The following is a 21,307-nucleotide window of genomic DNA, read 5'->3' on the forward strand; positions in this document are numbered from 1 at the left end:
TGGCCGGTGCGGGGAGTCTACGCAGCAAGGCCACGGATATGAAGGCCTCTGCCCCGCGTAATCGAACCGTCGTCCAGTAATGGCGCAACATTTGCTCCGGCGTGGAGACGCTTTGACCAGGTGAGTCAGGATGACGGCGGATGTGGTCGTCCTTGTTACGGCAGAACCGTATCTATTGTTTCGGTCATCCCAAAGATCGGATGAGCATGCCCGTGTCCGCCGTCTGCCTGCGGGGTCGGGAGGACGCGCGATCGCACGGGCACGCAGCGTCAACGACCGGCGCAGGCCGGAGGCGGCGCGGGGGCATGGGGAAGCGCATGGAGGGGCGACGTGAGGGCGCCGGAACTCGGCCCGCGGGCGTTCCGGGCGAATGCGGGTTCTCCGGCGTACGAGGTTCCGAGCATGGGCCATGAGGGCGCGACGCCGGGCCGGAGGCCGTACGGAAGGGGGCGGGGCGGAAGCCCGGCAGGAGAAAGCTTCCCGGCCGGGGGACGGCTCGACCGGGGGACGCTCTACGCGACCGGAGGCTTCCGGCCGGCGGATCAGACGGCGGCGATGCCGTGCGGGGACGCGGGCCAGCTCATGCGGATGCGCATGCCCTTGGGCCCGGGCGACACCTCGACGTCGTCGGCGAGCCCGGCGATGACCGCGATGCCGAGACCGGCCATCTCCGGCATGGCGCTGCCGTCGGCCTCCAGGACGTGCGGACGCATGTCCTCGCTCGGGGCGACGTCGGTCACGGTGACCTCGAAACGCCCCGCGTCGTCGCGTAACTCGATGCGTACCGGCTCCCCCGGGCAGTGGAGGCGGTGCGCCTCCACAGCCCGTGAGCACGCCTCTCCGACGGCGAGCCGCACCTCGTCCAGGAGCGCCTCCGCGACGCCGGTGCGCCGGGCGATCGCCGTGGCGACCAGCCGTGCGGTGCGCACGTGGGCGGGCAGAGCGCTGAACGTCAGCTCGACGGTGGCCATGGTGCTTGTTCCTCGGCCGTCACTTGTCCCGGCCGTGGGCTTCCTTGGCCTCCTCGACCGAGGCGTAGATCCCGAAGACCTTCGTCAGACCGGTGATGCGGAAAATCTTCAGAATCCGCTCCTGTGTGCAGACGAGCTCCAGGGAACCGTCATGCGCCCGCACCCGCTTGAGGCCGCCGACCAGCACACCAAGGCCAGTCGAGTCCAGGAAGTCCACCTTCTCCATGTTCACGAGCAGGTGGAAGTTGCCCTTGTTGACCAGGTCGATCAGCAGCTCACGCAGTCTGGGCGCGGTGTAGACGTCGATCTCACCCTCGACATCGACGATGGTGAGATTGTCCTCGGAATGGTGGTCCAACTTCAGATCCACAGATCCTCCAGCGCCTTACTTGCGTAGGTCTCCATGCGGATCGAGCATCCTGGTAGTCCCAGAACGACGACCCTGACGCGCGGCATTCAACCACGCTGCGACTCCGTGTCTATACGAAATCACGACTCCGGGCGACTCTCCCCGCAGATGCCAAACTGGAAACCAGTGACTCCGACTTCTTCGTCCTCGCATCGAACAGGCACCCTCCTCGCCCGCCTGCTCGCGGTTCCCGCACGCCAGCGGCGGGTCACCCATGTGGAGCATGTTCCAGCACGTCAGGCGGGTCAAGCCCAGTGGCCGGATTGGGCCCCGGAGCTCCTGCTCTCCCGGCTGGAGAACCAGGGCATATCGGGCCTTTGGCAACATCAGCTCGAGGCGGCCGAGCTTGTCCGGCGTGGCCAAAACGTGATCATTGCCACAGGCACCGCGTCTGGAAAATCCCTGGCCTACCTGCTTCCGGCCGCGACGGAGATCTTCCAGGGCGGGTCCGTCCTCTACCTCACCCCCACGAAGGCTCTCGCCGCCGACCAGCTCAGAGCCCTGCGCCGGCTGCACCTGACCCAGATCCGGGCGGCGACCTTCGACGGCGACACCCCGGCCGAGGAGCGCCGCTGGATACGCCAGAATGCCAATTATGTCCTAACAAATCCGGATATGTTGCATCGGTCCATCCTGCCGAGGCACGCCTCCTGGTCCTCCTTCTGGCGGCGCCTGCGGCTGGTGGTGGTGGACGAGTGCCATGGGTACCGCGGTGTCTTCGGGTCGCACGTGGCCCAGATCCTGCGGCGGCTCCGCCGGGTGTGCGCGAAGTACGGCTCCGAGCCCGTGTTCCTGCTCGCGTCGGCCACCGCCAGCGACCCCGCGGTCGCGGCGATGCGCCTGACCGGCCTTGAGATGGCCGAGGTGACCCGGGACGCCTCTCCCCGGGGTTCGACCACCTTCGCCCTGTGGGAGCCCCCTCTGACCGATCTGCGGGGCGAGGGAGGGGCCCCCGTCCGCCGTACGGCCACGGCGGAGGCCGCGGATCTGCTGGCCGACCTCGTGATCGAGGACGTCCGGACCCTCGCCTTCGTTCGCTCTCGCCGAGCGGCCGAGACCGTCGCTCTTACCGCCCGCCGCAATCTCGAGGAGGTCGAGGACCTCCTCCGCGCCGGTCCCCACGGCCAGCCGGCCTCGGCGTTCGAGGACCTCGACGAACACGGCGAGCACGGCGCTCCCCCGCGTCTCCTCGGCGACGTCTTCGGTGGACAAGCCGACGCCGGGCCCGGGTCCGGCCGGGAACACGAGGACCCCCAGTCCCCGGACGGCCCGGCCCACCTGCACGGACACGGCGGGCCGGACGGCGGGGGCCGAGGGGACCTCGCGGCAGACGTCGCGGCAGACATGGCAGCGGACCTCCCGTTGGACCTCCCGTTGGACGGAGGCGTCGACGGAAGGGATCTCTCCCGTACGGAGGAGGGCGGGCACGACCCCGGTGACGGCGGGCGCGACCTTCTCGGACCGGGACGGCTGGCCGACCGGGTCGCGGCGTACCGCGCCGGCTACCTGGCCGACGATCGGCGCATGCTGGAGAAGGCCCTGCGGTCGGGCGAGCTGACCGGCCTGGCCACCACGAACGCGCTCGAACTCGGCGTGGACGTCTCGGGCCTCGACGCCGTCCTCATCGCGGGCTGGCCGGGGACCCGGGCGTCGCTGTGGCAGCAGGCGGGCCGGGCCGGCCGGGCGGGGCAGGACGCGCTGGCCGTGCTGATCGCCCGCGACGACCCGCTGGACACCTACATCGTCCACCACCCCGAGGCGGTGTTCGGCCAGCCTGTCGAGACGATCGTGCTCGACCCGGACAACCCCTACGTGCTCGCGCCCCATCTGTGCGCCGCCGCGGCGGAGATCCCGCTGACCGAGGACGATCTGGAGATCTTCGGCCCGGCCGCGCCCGCCGCTCTGGACGACCTCGTGGAGCGCGGGCTGCTCCGCAAGCGGGCCTCCGGGTGGTTCTGGACCAGCAAGGAGCGGGCCGCCGATCTCGCCGACATCCGGGGGACGGGCGGGGCGCCCGTACAGGTCGTCGAGGCGTCGACCGGACGCCTGCTGGGCACCGTGGACGAGTCGTCGGCCCATACGTCCGTCCACGCCGGAGCCGTCTACCTGCATCAGGGCGAGACGTTCGTCGTCGACGTGCTCGACCTCGAGGCGGGGGTCGCGCTGGTGACGGCGGCCAGTCCCGACTACTCGACCTTCGCCCGCGACGTGACCGACATCAGGGTGATGGAGTCGTCCCGGTCACGGCCGTTCGGGCCGGGCGAACTGCACTTCGGGTCGGTGGAGGTCACCCGGCAGGTCGTCTCCTACCTGAAGCGGCGCACGCAGAGCGGTGAGATCCTCGGTGAGGAGCCGCTCGACCTGCCGCCCCGGACGCTCTGCACGCGCGCCGTCTGGTGGACGCTCCCCGCCGACGCCCTCGTGCCCCTGGTGTCCGACTCCGGAGGCGGGACCGTCGACCTCGGCGGCTCCGCCCACGCCGCCGAGCACGCCTCGATCGGCCTGCTGCCGCTGTTCGCGACCTGCGACCGCTGGGACATCGGCGGCGTGTCGACCGAACTCCACCCCGACACGGGCCTGCTCACGGTCTTCGTGTACGACGGCCACGACGGCGGGGCCGGCTTCGCCGAACGCGGGTACGCCAGGGCCACGGAGTGGCTCACCGCGACCCGGGAGGCCATCGCCTCCTGTGAGTGCGAACGGGGCTGCCCGTCCTGCATCCAGTCGCCCAAGTGCGGCAACGGCAACGAACCGCTCGACAAGGCGGGAGCAATCCGCCTCCTCGACGTGCTCCTGCCCCGCTGAAATCCATCCCGCGATCGCACCGCGGCGTGGAGGACGTGACCGGCGTGACGCGCGGGCACCTGGGCACATTGGGACGCTCGGAACGCCTGGCGAGGGCGGCCTGGCCCGGGCGCCCGGCCCGGGGCGCCCAAGCGCCTTGGGGCGCCCTGGACGCCGGGGCGTTTGGGACGCCCGCGGGCAGTCTGGCCCGCACGCCTGGCCCGGGGCGGCCGCGACGGCGCGCCTGGCCCGGGACGCCTAAGCGCGCTGGGGCGCCCAGGGCGCGTGGCCCGCGCGCCTGGCCCGGGGCGCGGGTGAGCGAACGATCAGGCTCGGGCGCGCCGGGCCGTCCGGTGTCGCCGGTTGTGCCGTGGGTCAGAGATCGCGGGTGCCGCTGGGAACGGCGTCGTCGTCCTCCTCCGTCCAGACGTCGTGCTGCGGCTGCCTGGGACGGTCCCAGAGGCCGTCGTCGAGCCGAGGCCGTGGGAGGTCGTTCCCACCAGGACGTCGGTGAGGCATGAGGTCGTCGTCCAGCCGCGGCTGAGGGGCCGTGGACGCGGCGCTGACCGAGGTGAAGGATGCCGACCCGTCCTCGGCCGCACCGGCCGCACCGGCCTCGAGCGCCGCCGTGTCCGAGCCCCGCGTGGAGGCGGAGGCAGGCACAGAGGCGGCAGCGGACTCCGAGGCCGGGACACGACCGGGAGCGCCGGGTTCGGCCGCGTCGTCGGACAGGATGTCCGCGGGGAGACGCGGTCCCGAGGAGCCCGTGGAGTCGGCCGGAGCCGGTCCATCGAGCTTTCCGGTAGAGCCGCCATCTGTGGGGGACGAGCCGTTCCGGTCGTCCGGTCCGATGGCCTGCCCCGACCCGGTAGAGATCCCTCCGGCTCCGGATGCCGCCGTCTCCGAACCCGTTCCTCCAGGACCGGTGACCGCGGTGGCGTCGTCGGCCCCTGCCGGGGCGTCCGCCGGCTCCGGGAGACCGTCCCGGGCTCCCCGATCCCCGGCAGCGGTGCCGGTGCCCGGGCCCGTGTCGCCGGCGGCACGCGGCTTCGAACTGGCGAGGATCACGGTCGGGCGGCGCGTGGCGGACGACTTGGTCCGCGCGGAGGCTCCCGTGGTCGTCCCGGCCGTCGGGGAGGGACCGATGGGCCCCGTCGTGGCCATCGGACGAGCGGGGCCGGCCCCCGAACCGCTCCTACGGCGTACGAGCGCGCCCAGGTGAGCTCCGATGAGGAGCAGGACCACGGCGATGGCCGCGTAGATCCCGTAGCTCAGGCCACCCAGGGGCGCGAAGGACGACTGAGCCGAGACGTCGGGGGCGTCGCTCTTGGCGGGGGCGACCTCCGGGCCGGCCGGGTCACCGGTGCCGTTCACGTCGGGCAGCTTCAGCTTGGTGTTCCCGTGCCCCTTGGGGACGCTGGGCAGCGGGTTCGGCAGCGTGGTCGTGGGCAGGCGCCTGTCGCCGGTCTTGCTCGCCGCCTGCGACTTCTCCGACGCGGGCTTCTGGGACGCGGTCGCCGACGGCTTGGGCGCGGGGATGCTCACAGAGGCAGTGGCGGCTCCGGGCGACCCGATGACGCCCCCTTGACCGTCGGAACGGAACGCCCGCACGGCCAGGTCCACCTTCTGGCCCGCCGCCTTCGCCGGCACCGCGACGCTCGCCTGGCAGGTGGAACCCGAACAGGCCTCGTCGGCCGACACCGATCCTGAGGCGCCGGTCTTCCTCGAAGAGATCTCATACGACCTCAGGTCGGGCTCGGCGCCCTTCGCCCAGGTGACAACAACAGTGGACGCGTTCTTGAGCCGTGCCTCGACGCCCGACGGCGTCTGCGGAGGCCGGCTCAGGACGAACGTCGACGTCTTGTAGGTCTTGTTCGTGATCTCCCCGTACAGGGTGACCGTGAAGGTGCCGTTCGGAGCCTCACCAGGGTCGAAGGAGCCGCTGATCGTCTGGTTCGCCCCACCGGAGCCGATCTTCTGACGGGACACCGATGGGCCCTCTACGTACAGGGCCATGCTGACCTGGTACCAGTCGGTCTTGGCGGAGATCGCCACGGGCCCCGGTGTCCGGATCGTCTGGCCGTCGGCCGGGGAGAGGATCTCGCCGTCGGCCGCGCTCGCGGGGGCCACGCTCAAGATCAGCGCGGACACCACCGCCAGCGGCATGAGCACCGCCGCGGCGGCCAACCTGCGGACACTGGTCACGACGCACCCCTTCGTCGACAACGCCGGCCACCCCGCCTCCCCGCATGCGGTCGGCGACGGAGGGTAAGCGGAACCTTATTCCAGACGTCACCTCTTGGACGTGATGTCCAAGAAGTCGTGATTCTATTGCGACACTTCACCTTCTGACCCGGTCCGACGTTAGCGCCACAGCAGTCCCAGAAGTACGGCTCCATACGCATTGGAGGCCCTGCTCCCCACTCGCGCTCTTCGCCCCACGTCCAAGCCGCGCTGCTCAGCGGCTGCTGCCGTACCGTTGCGGGGCGCCTCGTCACGAGATGCGGTTGGGGCGATCAGCTCTCGGCCCCGACCGGTCCCGCCCTCGCGAGGGCCGTCGCGACGCGCCTCCCCAGCGTCGGGGCGGTGAACGGCACCGTCGTGGAGACGTCGGCGACGCCGCCCGACACAGCGCAGGAGACGACCTCGGCGCCGTTAGCCGCGGCGATGTCGGCGGCGTGCTCGCATGCCTTCTCCGGCCTGGCGATGGCCCAGGAGGCCGCTGCGAGGGCGGAGAGGTCGGCGGCGTTCTGCGCCTGATGCCGAGCGACCCGGGCCACACCCACCTGGACGACGACCATGGCAGACATCCAGATCATCGCCATGAGCGCGACCATCCAGATCGTGGCCGCCCCTCGATCGGGGTCCTGCGGGCGGGGGAGAGCCCCGCGCCGCGGACGACGTCGCGATCCCCACGTCAGGAGGCCCGTGGCGGGCAGGAACGCGACGACGCCCGCCGCCCCTGCGGGAGGTGACACCGCCCGGTCACCCCGCCTGTCGGAATTCGCCGCCGACCGCTCCTTGCGGAGAACGCCGGAAGCAGGCCCCGGCGCGGGGAGCGGGTCTGCGGGTGGGACCGAGGGCAGACTTCCGGAGGCTGCCTGAGTAGAGGGACCGCTCGCACCGCCTTCGACGATGACGCCGGGCTCGGTGGCGGCGACGGCGAACGCCTCCACCCGCGTGGGCGGCACCATGCCCCGCCACAAGGGCTGGACGGAGGCGACGACCTCCACCCTGGTCGTGACCGCTCCGAGCACGACCTCGACTCGTGCACCCGGCGGGGCCGCCCGGGACACCGCGGCCCGCACCGCGTCCACCGCCTCTCCGCGGGCCGCGGCCCGGGCTCCTGCCCGAGCCGCGTCCACGCACTGCAGATGCGCACCGACAACAGTCACCGCCCATAGCGCGGCCGCCAGGACGACCACGAGAGCCGGTAGCGCCACCGCCGTCTCCGCCGTCACCGACCCTCGCTCCGGCCGTCCTTCTGGCAGCGCCCTCGCGGGAGGGTCTCCGGCGGCGATCGCGGCGCGGGCATGGCGCCCGGCCGGGCGCAGCGCCCCGTACGTTTCGCGATCTGGCCCGTGCCGCCGTTCCGACCGACGTCGGCCGTCCGTCCTCTCCAGGTCGTCGCTCCGGGTCATCGTCCTCAGCCCGCCAGCTTGAGGGCCTTCTGGATGAGCGCGGCGAGCATCGAACGCACCTCGGCGCTCGTCACGACCTTCCACAACAAAGCCGCGAAGCCGCAGGCGGCGATCGTGCCCACGGCGTACTCCGCTGTCGACATCCCCGCCTCGGCCCTGCCTCGCAGGAGCAGAGTCCACTGCACTCCCGCGGATCGAGCCTGCGCGCGTGTCGTGGTGACCAACTCCCGGCAAGCGGCGACCAGCTCTCGGATTCCCATCCGCGCCGCCCGGGCCCGCACCCCGGCCGACATGGACACGACACAGGCGCCGAGAGGAAGGGGGCGCCCGACGGTCATCCACAGGCCGGCGACCGCCGAGGCAGCCGCCGATCGATGGCGGCTCGTCCTGCGGACGCCGCGTGCGGCTCGGGTGAGGCCCAGGGATCGCCGGAGCCGGGCCAGGAGGCCGGGCTTGCGGTGCCGGGCGCGCCCCACGCCCTCCGTCAGCGCCAGGATGGGCTGCGACAGCTGCTCGGCCGTCGTGTGGCTCATAGGTCCTCCTGCAGGTCGGGGCGGACCGTCCGCCCGTGCCGACCACAGACTGCGTGTTCGGGCCGAACCTTCAGGGAGGCGAATCCAGTTCTGTGGACAAGCGAGGGGAAGGAGCGCCAGAGGCACGAACGGCTGAGCCGGGAAAGGCGGCTACGTCCGCTTCTGCACCTCACGGATTTCCACAGCTGTGGACAGCGTCGTCCCCAGCTGTGAATAACGGGTGTCCACAGGTGGATCACGGCAGCAGGATCTGCGTGGCCAGACCGGCGACCACCGGGACGATGCCCAGGAGCACGAAGGCCGGAAGGAAGCAGAGCCCGAGAGGCGCCACGGCCTGGACGCCGACGCGACGGGCGGCCGCGGACGCCGACGCCCTGGCCGTCTGCCGGGCGTCGTCGGCGAGCCGGGTGAGGACGTCGGCGACCGGTGCGCCGCTCTGAGCGGCTCTGATCATCGTGCGGGAGAGCGGGGCCAGCGACACATCGCCGGTGAGCGCGGCCCAGGCCGCCTCCGGATCGGCGCCGAGCCGGATCTGGGCGCCCACCCACTCCAGGCGATCGCCCAGCGGACCCCCGATGGCCTGCGCGGCGGTCTCCACAGCCCCGCCGAGCGGGCGGCCCGCCCGAAGACACGCGACCATCAGATCGGCGGCGAACGGAAGATCTGCCGCCATCCGCTCTCGACGACGTCGGGCCTCGGGCGGTTCACGCCTGTGGACGACCACGAGCGCACCCGCCGCCAGCAGGGCTCCCGTGAGGAGGCCGGGGGCTCCGCCCACCAGGAGGAACCCCACGAAAGCCACCGGCGCAGCGACCAACGCGCCGACTCTCCGATCGGGCCGGCGAGGCTCCCCGGTCGTGGTACCCGTGCCGCCGCCCTGCTCGGACGCCAGGGCGCGGAGGCGATCCACCGGTGAGCGCCTGGCCGGCCAGATCCACAGGCTGACCGCGAACATGATCCCGGCCGCGAGAGCGATCACGAGAACCGCCCTCCCGACCCCGGCGTCTCCTCCGCGCAGGCGACCACGCATCCCACCCACCGGACGCCGAACGCCAAAGCCATCACGAGACCCGCCCTCTCGACTCCGGCGTCTGCTCCGCGCGGGCGACCAGGCGTCCGGTCCACCAGACCCCGGCGGCGTCGAGTCCAAGCCCCACAGCCAGGCAGGCCAGCCCGGCGGGCCCGCCCAGCAGGAAGGCCAGGGGGCTCATCCCGAGGCCGGCGCCCATGAGCAGCCCGAGCACGGGCAGGACGGCGAGCATCCGCGCCGTCGCACGAGGCCCGGCGAGCTGCGCCGCCACCTCCTGGCGGTGGGCCTCGGCCTCGCGCAGGGACGCGCTCAGGCGTTCGACCAGGGCGGTCAGTCCGGCGCCGGCGGTGACGCCCACCCGCCAGCAGGCCGCCAGCCGCAGCAGCCCCTCACCACCCCGGGCCGGGGCGGCCCTCCGCAGCGCGGCCGCGACGTCGCCGCCGTCGCGCGCGGCCGCGGCCACCGGTGGCAGCACGGCCGGGTCGTGCGGGTCGGCCGAGGCCACGGCTCGTGCGAGGGCGTCACCGGGCGTCCGGCCCGCGGCGAGTTCGGCAGCGAGGCTCTGGCACAGCTCGATCGAGATCTGCCGCCAGGCGGCGGCGTCCGCCGCCGGCCTCCGCCTGCGCAGCGCCGCCGTCCACAGGCCGCGGAGGGGTCCCGTGCGGGACGTGCGCGTGAGGAGGATGAGCCGGGCAGTGACGGCGTCCGGACCCACGGCGACCCAGCCGGCCGTCGCCGCGGCCAGTACGGCGATCAGGACCATCACACCCCTCCCCGGCAAAATCCCGAGGCGTCGGACGCCACATCGGCGGACGGCGCGGGTGCGAAGGCCATGGCGGTCCCCGGGCATCGGGAGGCCAGCGCGTCGGCGGCGGGTCCGCGAGCGACCGTGCCGCGGGCGTCGAAGGCCAGCGCCGGCACGGCTGTGACGAGCCCGGAGGATAGACGGTCGAGCAGGCAGATCTCCGACACGCGCCGGGGACCGCCGCCGGGCTCCCGTACGAGATGGACGACCACGTCGAGGGCGGCGGCGATCTGACTGTGGACGGCCTCCCGGGAGAGCCCGGCCGCGCACGCGAGGGCCTCGAGCCGCGCCGGCACGTCGGCCGCGTTGTTGGCGTGCAGGGTGCCGCAGCCGCCCTCGTGCCCCGTGTTGAGCGCGGCCAGGAGGTCGACGACCTCGGAGCCGCGCACCTCGCCCACGACGACGCGGTCCGGGCGCATGCGAAGCGCCTGACGTACGAGATCACGCAGGGTGACCCCGCCCGCGCCTTCGAGGTTGGGCGGACGGGCCTCCAGGCGTACGACGTGGGGTGGGATGCAGCTCCGCCGAGTCCTCCACGAGCAGCAGGCGCTCGCCCGGATCGGCCCGGGAGAGCATCGCGGACAGGAGGGTCGTCTTGCCCGTGCCCGTGCCTCCCGTGACGAGGAACGCCAGACGCGCCGCCATGATCGCGTGCAGCACCGTCGCGCCGGCCGCCGGGACGAGCTCCTCGATCGTGAACGTACGGCGCGGCGGCAGGCGCAGGGACAGGCACGTGCCCTCAGGCGCGACCGGGGGCAGCACGGCGTGCAGCCGCACCCCGCCCGCCAACCGGGCGTCCACGTAGGGACTGGCGTCGTCGAGGCGGCGACCGGCGGCCGCCGCGAGGCGCTGGGCCAGGCGCCGCACGTCGTCGTCGCCCGCGAAGGTCACGCCGGTGCGGCGCAGGCCGCGGCCGTCGTCGACCCACACGTCTCGCGGCCCGTTCACGAGGACGTCCGTGACGCCCGGCTCGGCCAGCAGCGATTCGAGCGGCCCGGCCCCGATCAGGTGGGCGCGCAGGGTCCGCGCGACGGCCAGCACCTCGGCGTCGCCCAGCACGGCGCGCTCGGCGCGCAGGGCGGCCGCGACCTGCGCGGCGGTCGGCGGGGCGCCGGCCCGCGACAGCCGCACCCGTACGGCCTCGACCAGCTCCGGCGGGACCCCCGGGATCTCCGCGGCAGACACGGCCCTGGTCACGACGCCTCTCTCGAACGTCCAGGACGGTGGCGATCGGGGTGAGGGGGGCTGGGGCGGGTCATGGGGTGTCGACCAGGGTCGCGAGGAGGCCGGAGCAGAACCGGCCGAAGGGCGTGCGGCCTAGAGGCGGCGGATCGCCCCGGTCGAGCGTCTCCACGAGGTTGCGCACGTCGGGCACGACTCCCGCGCACGGGACGTCGAGAGAGGTGGAGACCACGTCAGGGTCGACGGTGCCCGTGCGGAGCACCGCCCGCAGGTCTCCCGTGTGCCGGCGCAGGACGGCGACCGTCTGGGCGGCGGCCAGGGCTCCCCGCAGATCCGCCGGCACGACGACCAGGGTGGCGCTCGCCCGCGCCAGGGCCTCGGACTCCCCCTCGTCCACGTGCCGCGGCAGGTCGACGACCACCAGGTCGCATCCGCGGCGGGCGGCGTCGAGGACGGCCCGCATCGCCTCGCGCGGGATCGCCGCCGGACGCCCCCGATGCCACGACAGCACGGTGAGCTCGCCGAACGTCGGCAGCGCCTCGTGCAGGGCCGAGAAGCTCACCCTGCCCTCCCGGCCGACGATGTCGGGCCAGCGCGCCCCGAGCGCCTGCTCCTGGCCCAGGACGACGTCGATGCCGCCGCCCAGCGGGTCGGCGTCGACCAGCAGCGTCCGCAGCCCCCGGCGGGACGCGGTCAGGGCCAGGGACGCCGACAGCACCGTGGCGCCGGCGCCTCCCCTGCCGCCGACGACGCACACGACCGTGCCCGCACGGGTCGCGGGCTCGGCGGCCTCCCCGAGTTCCTCCACGAGGACGCGCTCGGCGTCCGGCAGTTCGAGGACGGCCTGGGCTCCGATCGCCACGCACCGGCGCCACATGTCCGGGTCGCCGGCCGTCCGGGTGACGATGACGACGTTCTGCCGGGGCGGTGGGCCGGTCGCCGCCAGGTCGTCCGCGAGATCGCCGCCGACCACGACCAGCGGGGCGCGTCCCCAGTACGGCCGGGCGTGGGCCGCCACGTGGGCGACGTCGATCTCGACGCCCGCCGCGGCGGCGATGCGGAGCAGGTCGTCGAGCAGGTCCTGATCGTCGGTGATGGCCAAGGGGCGGTGCATCGGTGTCTCCCTGTCGTCGTGGGAGACCACCGTGCGAGATCGCGGGCCGGGCCCGTCCTGCCGAACCAGGTTCTGTGGACAGGGCGCACCAAGAAAAAGGGCGACCCCCGCCGGGGGGGAGAGCGGGGGTCGCCGAGTGGTCCGGCTCTGGGGGGGTAGAGCCGGTCCCGTTTGGAGGAAAGCTTTATTCACCGAGTAGGGGCGTGGCAAGGGCTCTGTAAACTTCCGCCCTCTCCACGGTCGTCCCTCCTGGGGAGACACACCGTATGCTGCCTGATCGACGAGAGGTTCGTCGAGCGCCATCCCCAATCTGAGTAAGTTTTTTTCTCTGAGTCAGTTTTACATGTGGACATGCGCCGTCGCAACGGGTACCGCGGCCTCTCACTCCCCGTGACAACCGGCTCGATCGACGCCGCCCGACAGACCGGCCGTAATTAGCGGCGATGGGAACAAAACAGGGCGTATCGGGTACTCCATCGTCCCTGGTAAAGGTCTTGCTCCAAGGGGTTTCCAACCCCGGGAATCGGACGTAGAAAGGGGTTACGGACTCTTTGAGTCCGCGTACGGCCACCGGGCACCCACGCGCGACCAGCCGCGGGAGGCGTGTCGAGACGGGCTTGACCCGCTCCGACAAATTCGAGGTGCACGCTTGGTAACCCGGTGAGACGTACCAGGCGACGGCGTTCCATACCAGGGACGCCGTCCGCTTTGTTATGAGACCGGTGACCGCCGACACCGGTCAGCGCGACAGGGCCTCGCAGACGGCGGTGCTCTCGCGGGCGCCCAGCACGACCGCTTCGGCGCAGTGCCGCACCCAGGCGCCGACGCCCTCCGCCGTCCCCTTCAGGTACGACCTGAGCCCCTCGGCGTACGCCTCGCCGAGGTCGGCGTGCCCCACCTCGACCACGGTGAGCGACTTGGGGTCCAGGCCCAGCTCCACCAGCGTGAGCCGTTCCGACGCCCTGGCCACCAGGCCGTCCGCGACGCCGAACGGCCGCAGCACGGCGAGCTCCGCGTGGACGATCGCGCCCAGCACGAGGGCCGGCGCGTTCGTCGCCGACACGATGTCGGCCAGGGCCGCCATCCGGGCGGCCGTCTCCGCCGCGCCGGGGGCGGGCCCGAGTCCGAGCGGGTCCACGGAGGTGTCCCCGGTCCTGGGACGGCCGGGGTCGGCCGTGAGCCCGGCCGCGGCGAGCGCGTGGAGCCGGGCGAGGACCTGCCGGGGCGCCGATCGCCACGTCGGCCCGAGGCGTCCCAGCTCGGCGGACGCCCGCAGCGCGCCCTGCACGACGGGATCGGTCGCCTCGCCGCGCCGCAGCGGCTCCAGGGCCACCTGGACGCCCTCGAGCGCGGCAGACGCGCGGGCCCCGCGCAGGGCGGACTCCGCCGACACCTCGGGGCTGCGCCGCCGCAGCACCCGGTGGCGATAGAGGCGGTCGACGGCCTCCCTGGCCTCCTGAACCGCCTCCGGGACTCCTGGCAGCTCCGCGACGGCGGCGAGCGGGTCGTTCACAGGCACCGACCTTACCGGCGGGTAGCACGTCGTTCGGCGAGAAGGTGCGGCCGTTGGGCGCACCTCAGCACCCACATCCCCTCATATCACCACAAATTCCCCAGGCATCTCTGATAACGAGGTCCTGTGGCGCGACGTGAGGGAGGGCCCTCGATTACTTGTACTTGACGGCCCTGGCCTGGTGAAGTGGGAACGACATACCCCAGCTTGGCCGAGGCGGCCGAACGTAAGAGAAGCAGAAGACGCTGTAAGGAGCACGCAGTGGCCACCGATACCCCCGGTCAGGAATCGCAGGAGACGCTGTCGAACCTGCTGAGCGAGACGCGGCGGTTCGACCCGCCGGCCGACCTCGCGGCGAACGCCAACGTCACGGCCGACGCCTACGAGGAGGCCGCGCAGGACAGGCTCGCGTTCTGGGAGCGCGCGGCGGAGCGGCTCACCTGGGCGCGGCGCTGGGACACCACGCTGGAGTGGAAGGCGCCGTTCGCGAAGTGGTTCGTCGGCGGCCGGTTGAACGTCGCGTACAACTGCGTCGACCGCCACGTCGAGGAGGGCCGGGGCGACAAGGTCGCCTACTACTGGGAGGGCGAGCCCGAGGGCGACAGCCGTACGATCACCTACGCCGACCTGGCGAAGGAGGTCGCGAAGGCGGCCAACGCGCTCGAGGAGCTGGGCGTGCGCAAGGGCGACCGGGTCGCCGTCTACATGCCCATGATCCCAGAGCTGCCGATCGCGCTGCTGGCCTGCGCCCGGATCGGGGCCATCCACTCGGTGGTGTTCGGCGGGTTCTCCGCGACGGCCCTGAAGAGCCGCATCGACGACGCCGACGCGAAGGTCGTGATCACCGCGGACGGCGGCTACCGCCGGGGCGCGCCGAGCGCGCTCAAGCCGACGGTCGACGAGGCCGTGGCCGAGTGCCCGGGCGTCGAGCACGTGCTGGTGGTCCGCCGGACCGGGCAGGACGTGGCGTTCGGCGACAAGGACGTCTGGTGGCACGACCTGGTCGACCGCCAGCCGGCCGAGCACGAGCCGGTGCCCCACGACGCCGAGGACCCCCTGTACATCCTCTACACCAGTGGCACGACCGGCAGGCCCAAGGGCATCCTGCACACCACCGGCGGTTACCTGACCCAGGTCGCCTGGACCCACCACGCGGTCTTCGACCTCAAGCCGGAGACCGACATCTACTGGTGCACCGCCGACATCGGCTGGGTGACCGGGCACTCCTACATCGTGTACGGCCCGCTGGCCAACGGCGCGACCAGCGTCATCTACGAGGGCACCCCCGACACCCCGCACCGGGGCCGCTTCTGGGAGATCGTGCAGAAGTACAAGGTCACGATCCTCTACACCGCCCCGACGGCCATCCGGACGTTCATGAAGTGGGGCGACGACATCCCGGCCAAGTTCGACATGTCGTCCCTGCGCGTGCTCGGCTCGGTCGGCGAGCCCATCAACCCCGAGGCGTACGTCTGGTACCGCGAGCACATCGGCGCCAACCGCTGCCCGGTGGTGGACACGTGGTGGCAGACCGAGACCGGCGGCATCATGATCAGCCCGCTCCCCGGCGTCACGGCCGCCAAGCCCGGCGCCGCCATGCAGCCGCTGCCGGGCATCGTCGCCGACGTGGTCGACGACCAGGCGAAGTCGGTGCCGAACGGCGGGGGCGGCTTCCTCGTGATCCGGGAGCCCTGGCCGTCCATGCTCCGCACGATCTGGGGCGACGACCAGCGGTACATCGACACCTACTGGTCGCGCTTCGAGGGGATGTACTTCCCCGGCGACGGCGCCAAGCGCGACGAGGACGGCGACCTGTGGCTGCTGGGCCGGGTCGACGACGTCATGCTGGTCTCCGGGCACAACATCTCCACGACCGAGGTCGAGAGCGCGCTGGTCAGCCACCCGAAGGTGGCCGAGGCCGCCGTCGTCGGCGCGACCGACCCGGTCACCGGCCAGGCGATCGTGTCGTTCGTGATCCTGCGCGGCGGGGCCGAGGAGAGCGACGACATCGGGGCCGAGCTGCGGGCCCACGTCGCCAAGACGCTCGGCCCGATCGCCAAGCCGCGTCAGATCATGGTGGTCCCCGAGCTGCCCAAGACCCGCTCCGGCAAGATCATGCGCCGCCTCCTGCGCGACGTGGCGGAGAACCGGTCGCTCGGCGACGTCACCACGCTCACCGACAGCTCCGTCATGAACCTGATCGCCGAGAAGCTCCCCAGCGCAAAGAGCGACGACTGACGGTCGCCGCCCCGGCATCAGGGCGTGGACGCCGAACCCGGCGTCCACGCCCTGTGCTTATGGGGCAGGCCGTCATAATCCGGGCCGCGGCGGGCAGATTCCCCAGGCGGCGACGACGCCGGGGAACAGAGCGCTCCGCGAGGTGCGAGAGGCATCACGTGCGCGTGCGCGCGCCGGCACGAGATGATGTTTGATAGTCGCAGATAGGAGATCCCTGATGCCCGAGGACGAATCGCTCGGCGCGCTGGTCGCCCAGGCGAGCCATCACATCTCGACCCTCGTCCGCTCGGAGATCGAGCTGGCCAAGGCCGAGCTGAAGTTCGACGCGAAGAGGGTCGGCACGGCCGCCGGGCTGTTCGGCGCGGCCGCCTTCATCGGGCACCTGTGCCTGATCCTGGCCTCGTTCGCCATCGCGTACGGCCTCGTGGCCCTCGGGCTGTCCGCCTGGCTGGCGTTCGCCATCGTGACCGTGTTCTACCTCCTGATGGCCGCGGTGCTGGTCTTCGTCGGCTACCGGCGCCTCAAGGGCCTGACCGGCATGAAGCGCACCGTGCGCAGCCTCAAGAGCCTCAAGGGTCCCGAGGAGGAGGAGCTCGCCGAGGAGGCGCCCGCGCCCGCGCGCCGCCCCGGCCCGCCCGCGCCCCCGCCGTACACCGGTCCGACGGCCGGTCAGGTGGGGTCCCATCGGGAGTCCGTGATCGATGCCACCTGACGAGAGCCTGGTCCAGGTCGAAGGGCCGTGGACCCACCGGGCCGTCCACGCCGGGGGCACCCGGTTCCACGTGGTGGAGGCCGGCGAGGGCCCGCTCGTGCTGCTGCTCCACGGGTTCCCGCAGTTCTGGTGGACCTGGCGTCACCAGCTCGTGTCGCTCGCCGAGGCGGGCTACCGGGCCGTCGCCGCCGACCTCCGAGGGTACGGCGCGAGCGACAAGCCGCCACGGGGCTACGACCTGCCCACACTGGCGGCCGACGCCGCCGGGCTCGTCCGCGCGCTGGGCGAGACAGGCGCCGTCGTGGTCGGGCACGACTGGGGCGGCCTGCTCGCCTGGACCATGAGCGTGGTCGATCCCAAGGTGGTCCGCCGGCTGGTGGCGGTGTCCGCGCCGCACCCGCTCCGTCTGCGAGCCGCGCTGTACACCGACCCCTTCGGCCAGCTCAAAGCGAGCCGGTACGCCCTGGGGTTCCAGGTCCCGCTGCTGCCGGAACGGCGGCTGACCGCGCGGGGCGGCGCCCTCGCCGGACGGCTGATCGAGCGCTGGGCCGGGCCGGCGTGGCCGTCCGAGGGCCTGACCCGCACCTACCAGGACGCGCTGCGCATCCCGGCGGTGGCGCACTCCGCCCTGGAGTACTACCGGTGGTTCGCCCGCTCGCAGCTCCGGCCGGACGGCCTCCGCTACGCCCGGCAGATGCGGGCCGAGATCGAGGCCCCCACCCTGCAGCTCCACGGCGCGCTCGACCCGTGCGTGCTCCCCCGTACGGCGCAGGGGTCGAGCCGGTTCGTGGCGGCGCCGTACCGCTGGCGGCTGATCGAGGGCGCCGGGCACTTCCCGCACGAGGAGCGGCCCGAGCAGTTCGACGCCGAGCTGATCGCGTGGCTGGCCGACCCCGAGCCGGACCGCTGACGCGCGGCACGGCGGTCGGTCCGCCGGCCCGCTCGCAGGCCTCACCCGGCCGCCGGCCACCTGACCGTCGCCGTCCGGGTCGCGCGGCGGAACCGCCCACCTGGGCGAACCGTCGGCGTGATCTCGTGAAACCTTGTAAGAATGTGCCCTGGAGTGCCCCGACTCCGCCGGCGACGCCGGAGGGTCTTCCCCGGAGATCCTCCACTCGATCGTGAGCATCCGCGGCCGCCCGTGCCGGACCGGCACCGGTCGCACCTCCCCTGGCGGGAGAGGACTCCCACAACGGAGAGATCATGCGTGACCGTGACGAAGCGGGCCGTCCCCGCAACGCGCGTCCCCGGGACGAGTACGGCAGGCCGCTGCCGCGCGGCGCCGCCGGCGTCCCGCGGGTCCCGGACGACTACGCGCCGGGGGCGCGGCAGGCGCTCGACGAGGCCAGGGGGCTGCTCGCCGCCGAACGGCCGTTCCACGCGCACGAGGTGCTCGAGGCACGGTGGAAGACCGGCCCGTCGGACGAGCGCGAGCTGTGGCAGGGCCTCGCCCAGATCTGCGTCGGCCTCACCCACGTGCAGCGCGGCAACCTCCCCGGCGCGGCCGCCCTGCTGACCCGCGGCTCCGCCCGCCTCGGCGCGTACGGCTCGCGACAGCCGTACGGGCTGGACCTGCGGGCCCTGGCCCTGGCGACCGACCGGCTCACGGCGGACATCGACGCGGGCGAGGTGGACGCGTCGGACGCCATCACGACCGTCCTGGAGCACCTGCACGAGGGCTGAGCGCCCCGGGGGAGCCCGTCAGTCGCACTCCTGGGTGTTCACCCGGGCCACGGCGCCGCTGCCGTCGTCGGCGTCCGGCAGGACCTCCTCCGCGGTCAGGGCGTAGCCCGTCTCCGGCTGGTCGGTCGCCGCGGCGAAGATCACCCCGTAGACCCTGCCGTCGGGGCTGAGCAGCGGGCCGCCTGAGTTGCCGGGCTGCACCTTCCCGCGGACCGCGTAGACCTCGCGGTTGACCTTGCGCTGGTTGTAGATGTCGTACGACTCGGCCGGCTGCTTGACCCGGATCCGCGCGGCGAGCGGGGTGAAGCCGTGCCCCTTGGGGTAGCCGGCGATGATCGCGCTGTCGCCCTTCTTGGCCGTGAAGTCGAAGCGCAGCGCGCCGGCCGGCAGGTCGGGCACGAACAGGACGGCGATGTCGCGGTCGGGGTTGTAGAGCACGACGCGGGCGTCGTGCTGCGCGCCGTCGGAGTCGGTCACCCGCAGGCCCTCGGTGACGCCGGCGACGACGTGGGCGTTCGTCATCACCCGGTGCTCGGCGTAGACGAAGCCCGTCCCCTCGATGCGCTTGCGGCAGCTCGGTGCGGTTCCCTGCACCTTGACGATGGCCTTGCGGGCCCGGGTGAGCCCGGGGCTGCCGGTCAGCACGCCCTCGTCGGGCGGCGCGACGTTCTGGCCGCCGATGGACGTGATGACCTGGGGCCATTCGGAGGAGTCGACGAAGTCCCTGAACGGCTTCTGCAACGACCGGACGCCGTTGGGGATGGCCTCGTCGACCGTCTGCCACACGACGGAGCCGTCGACCTGCTCCTTGAGCACGGCGAAGCTCATGGAGACGATCAGCGAGCCGAGCAGCCACGCGATGAGCAGGACGGACAGGCCGCTGGCGACCGAGCCGCCCAGGGCGTCGACCATCCGCGCGGGCTCCCAGGTCACGTGGCTGCGCACCACGGCCCCGATCGTGGAGGACGCGAACTGCCCGACCGTGGCCGCCAGGAAGACGATCACGATGGCTAACAGCGCCCTCTCCGTGTCGCCGCTGACGATCGCGCCCGCGATCGGCGGGGCCACGAACATGCCCAGGACGGCTCCGCCGACGAATCCGATGAAGCTGAAGGCCCCGATGATGAAGCCCTGCCGGTATCCGGACACGGCGAACGCCACGACCAGACCGATCAGAATGAGATCCAAGAGATCGCCGCGCACGATTCAACCGTATCCAGCCACGCCATCTGTCGTGCGCGCGTCTCCCAGGTCTCGTCGATATCGTGACGTCATGGGGGTATCGGAAGGGCCGTCCGGAGCCGCGGACGGCGCCGGCGCGGACGGGGACGCACCCGCGAGCGGCCGCACGGCGGCCGAGCACGCGGCGGCCGAGAACGCACCGGCCGAGCAGGTCGCGGCCGGGCACACGACCGCCGGTCACTCGGCGGGTGATGACGAGCGCGGGCCGGACGGCCGGCCGGCCGGCGAGCTGATCGCCGCCGCCCTGGCCGACACGGACCCCGACGGGCCGCGCCGGTGGCAGGCGATCACCACGCTGCAGGGGCGCGGCGACCTGGAGACGTTCATGGTGGCCCGGCGGCTGTGCGCGAGCGACGCGGCCGCGGAGCGCATCCTGGGCGCCGACATCCTCGGCGAGCTGGGCCGCGACCGCCCCTTCGCCGACCGTACGCTGCCCGTGCTCCGCTACCTGGCGGCCAGCGAGGACGATCCCCGGGTGCTCTACTCGGTGCTGATCGCCTTCGGCCACCTGCGCGACCGGCGGGCCCTGCCGTCGGTCATCGAGCTGGCCGCGCACGAGCATCCCACCGTCCGGTACGGCGTGGCCTACGCGCTCCCCCACGTCCTCGGGCGCCCGCCCGACCCGTCCGGGCTGGCCGCCCTGCGCCGCCTCGCGGCCGACGAGGACGAGGACGTCGCCGACTGGGCGTCCCTCGGCCTGTCTCTGAGCGGCCTGACCTCCGATCGGCCGTCGCGCGTCGAGGCGACCGGCTCAGCCGCGAGCGGCGAGATCGATGACCTCGGGGGGCAGGTCCTCGATTCGTGAGCGGTCCCAGGGCCGCTCGAACCCGGCGGCCGTCAGCACGCCGTCGAGCACCCCGGCCGTGAACCCCCACACCAGCAGCCCGCGCACGCGGAACGCGACGGACGGGGCGATCCCCCGGGGGTGCCGGAGCCGCAACCGGTTGGCCGGGTCCACCAGCTCGGCGACCGGGATCCGCTCGACCGTCTCGACCTCGTCCGGCGAGGCGGCGTGGACCGCGCACGGCGTGTGCCACCAGGCGAGCACGGGGGTCACCCGGTTGTCGCTGCGCCAGACGTACAGCTCCGGCATCGTGCCGACAACCTCGACGCCGCTCGGGTCGAGCCCGGTCTCCTCCTTGGCCTCGCGCAGCGCCGCCGCCACCGGGCCGGCGTCGTCGGGGTCGACCCCTCCGCCGGGGAACGCGGGCTGGCCGGCGTGCACCCGGCCCTTCGAGCTGCGCTGGATCAGCAGGATGTCGGGGCCCTCCGGCCCTTCGCCGAACAGCAGGAGCACCGCCGCCTGACGGCCGGTGCCGTCCGCGGGAGGGCGCAGGGCCGTCGGCACCGGGCTGTGGGCGGCCTTCGCCGCCAGCTCCGTCAACCAGGCGGGAGCCAACGTCCACCTCCATGCGTAAAACGGCGGTCACGCGTGCCGTACAACCACGGG

Annotated in this window: 17 protein-coding genes and 1 pseudogene; 6 read left to right on the forward strand and 12 right to left on the reverse strand. The window is 72.9% G+C overall.

What is annotated here, in order from left to right:
• Nucleotides 1–542 precede the first annotated feature (542 nt).
• Entirely contained in the window at nt 543–971 is a 429-nt protein-coding gene (locus tag Mco01_RS09955; protein ID WP_204056570.1) for an ATP-binding protein, read from the reverse strand.
• 19 nt (nt 972–990) lie between these two features.
• Entirely contained in the window at nt 991–1,341 is a 351-nt protein-coding gene (locus Mco01_RS09960; RefSeq protein ID WP_030506779.1) for an STAS domain-containing protein, read from the reverse strand.
• 147 nt (nt 1,342–1,488) lie between these two features.
• Here Mco01_RS09960 and Mco01_RS09965 point away from each other — a divergent pair, with 147 nt between their 5' ends.
• Nucleotides 1,489–4,185, forward strand: a complete 2,697-nt coding sequence (locus Mco01_RS09965; RefSeq protein WP_239103470.1) for a DEAD/DEAH box helicase — start codon at nt 1,489–1,491, stop codon at nt 4,183–4,185.
• 354 nt (nt 4,186–4,539) lie between these two features.
• Here the strand turns inward: Mco01_RS09965 and Mco01_RS09970 are convergent, their stop codons facing one another.
• From Mco01_RS09970 to Mco01_RS10005, 8 genes and pseudogenes are all read right to left on the reverse strand, one after another.
• Nucleotides 4,540–6,369 (reverse strand): fibronectin type III domain-containing protein, encoded by a 1,830-nt coding sequence (locus tag Mco01_RS09970; RefSeq protein ID WP_204056572.1) that lies wholly within the window; start codon nt 6,367–6,369, stop codon nt 4,540–4,542.
• A gap of 311 nt (nt 6,370–6,680) precedes the next feature.
• Nucleotides 6,681–7,625 (reverse strand): Rv3654c family TadE-like protein, encoded by a 945-nt coding sequence (locus tag Mco01_RS09975; RefSeq protein WP_204056573.1) that lies wholly within the window; start codon nt 7,623–7,625, stop codon nt 6,681–6,683.
• A 185-nt stretch (nt 7,626–7,810) separates the two neighbouring features.
• Nucleotides 7,811–8,338, reverse strand: coding sequence for a DUF4244 domain-containing protein (locus Mco01_RS40070; protein ID WP_307825567.1), 528 nt, complete (start codon nt 8,336–8,338; stop codon nt 7,811–7,813).
• 235 nt (nt 8,339–8,573) lie between these two features.
• Nucleotides 8,574–9,317 carry a type II secretion system F family protein gene (locus Mco01_RS09985; RefSeq protein WP_239103471.1) on the reverse strand — a complete coding sequence of 248 codons (744 nt, stop codon included), beginning with the start codon at nt 9,315–9,317 and terminating at the stop codon, nt 8,574–8,576.
• Nucleotides 9,318–9,399: 82 nt separating this feature from the next.
• The gene (locus Mco01_RS09990) at nt 9,400–10,131 is read right to left on the reverse strand and encodes a type II secretion system F family protein (protein ID WP_204056574.1); all 732 of its coding nucleotides are present in this window, start codon (nt 10,129–10,131) and stop codon (nt 9,400–9,402) included.
• A pseudogene (locus Mco01_RS09995) lies at nt 10,131–11,358 on the reverse strand (TadA family conjugal transfer-associated ATPase). The gene Mco01_RS09990 and the pseudogene Mco01_RS09995 overlap by 1 nt, the downstream one beginning before the upstream one ends.
• Before the next feature lie 70 nt (nt 11,359–11,428).
• Nucleotides 11,429–12,469, reverse strand: coding sequence for a septum site-determining protein Ssd (gene ssd / locus Mco01_RS10000; protein WP_204056575.1), 1,041 nt, complete (start codon nt 12,467–12,469; stop codon nt 11,429–11,431).
• 739 nt (nt 12,470–13,208) lie between these two features.
• Nucleotides 13,209–13,982, reverse strand: a complete 774-nt coding sequence (locus Mco01_RS10005) for a Fic family protein (protein ID WP_204056576.1) — start codon at nt 13,980–13,982, stop codon at nt 13,209–13,211.
• Nucleotides 13,983–14,243: 261 nt separating this feature from the next.
• Here Mco01_RS10005 and acs point away from each other — a divergent pair, with 261 nt between their 5' ends.
• The 4 genes from acs to Mco01_RS10025 all read left to right on the forward strand — a co-directional run bounded on the left by acs (nt 14,244) and on the right by Mco01_RS10025 (nt 18,615).
• Nucleotides 14,244–16,220, forward strand: a complete 1,977-nt coding sequence (acs, locus tag Mco01_RS10010) for an acetate--CoA ligase (RefSeq protein WP_204056577.1) — start codon at nt 14,244–14,246, stop codon at nt 16,218–16,220.
• Between the two features lie 217 nt (nt 16,221–16,437).
• The gene (locus tag Mco01_RS10015) at nt 16,438–16,932 is read left to right on the forward strand and encodes a phage holin family protein (RefSeq protein WP_204056578.1); all 495 of its coding nucleotides are present in this window, start codon (nt 16,438–16,440) and stop codon (nt 16,930–16,932) included.
• Nucleotides 16,922–17,842, forward strand: a complete 921-nt coding sequence (locus Mco01_RS10020) for an alpha/beta fold hydrolase (protein WP_036325251.1) — start codon at nt 16,922–16,924, stop codon at nt 17,840–17,842. The genes Mco01_RS10015 and Mco01_RS10020 overlap by 11 nt, the downstream gene beginning before the upstream one ends.
• 293 nt (nt 17,843–18,135) lie before the next feature.
• Nucleotides 18,136–18,615 carry a DUF309 domain-containing protein gene (locus Mco01_RS10025; protein ID WP_204056579.1) on the forward strand — a complete coding sequence of 160 codons (480 nt, stop codon included), beginning with the start codon at nt 18,136–18,138 and terminating at the stop codon, nt 18,613–18,615.
• An 18-nt stretch (nt 18,616–18,633) separates the two neighbouring features.
• Here the strand turns inward: Mco01_RS10025 and Mco01_RS10030 are convergent, their stop codons facing one another.
• The gene (locus Mco01_RS10030; RefSeq protein WP_204056580.1) at nt 18,634–19,818 is read right to left on the reverse strand and encodes a MarP family serine protease; all 1,185 of its coding nucleotides are present in this window, start codon (nt 19,816–19,818) and stop codon (nt 18,634–18,636) included.
• Between the two features lie 70 nt (nt 19,819–19,888).
• Between Mco01_RS10030 and Mco01_RS10035 the strand changes: the two genes are divergently transcribed.
• Entirely contained in the window at nt 19,889–20,662 is a 774-nt protein-coding gene (locus Mco01_RS10035; protein WP_204056581.1) for a HEAT repeat domain-containing protein, read from the forward strand.
• Here Mco01_RS10035 and Mco01_RS10040 read toward each other — a convergent pair.
• Nucleotides 20,609–21,256, reverse strand: a complete 648-nt coding sequence (locus Mco01_RS10040) for an NUDIX hydrolase (protein ID WP_204056582.1) — start codon at nt 21,254–21,256, stop codon at nt 20,609–20,611. The two genes, Mco01_RS10035 and Mco01_RS10040, sit on opposite strands and share 54 nt — an antisense overlap.
• Nucleotides 21,257–21,307: the final 51 nt, after the last annotated feature.

This window comes from Microbispora corallina, from assembly GCF_016863035.1.
Lineage (GTDB): Bacteria > Actinomycetota > Actinomycetes > Streptosporangiales > Streptosporangiaceae > Microbispora > Microbispora corallina.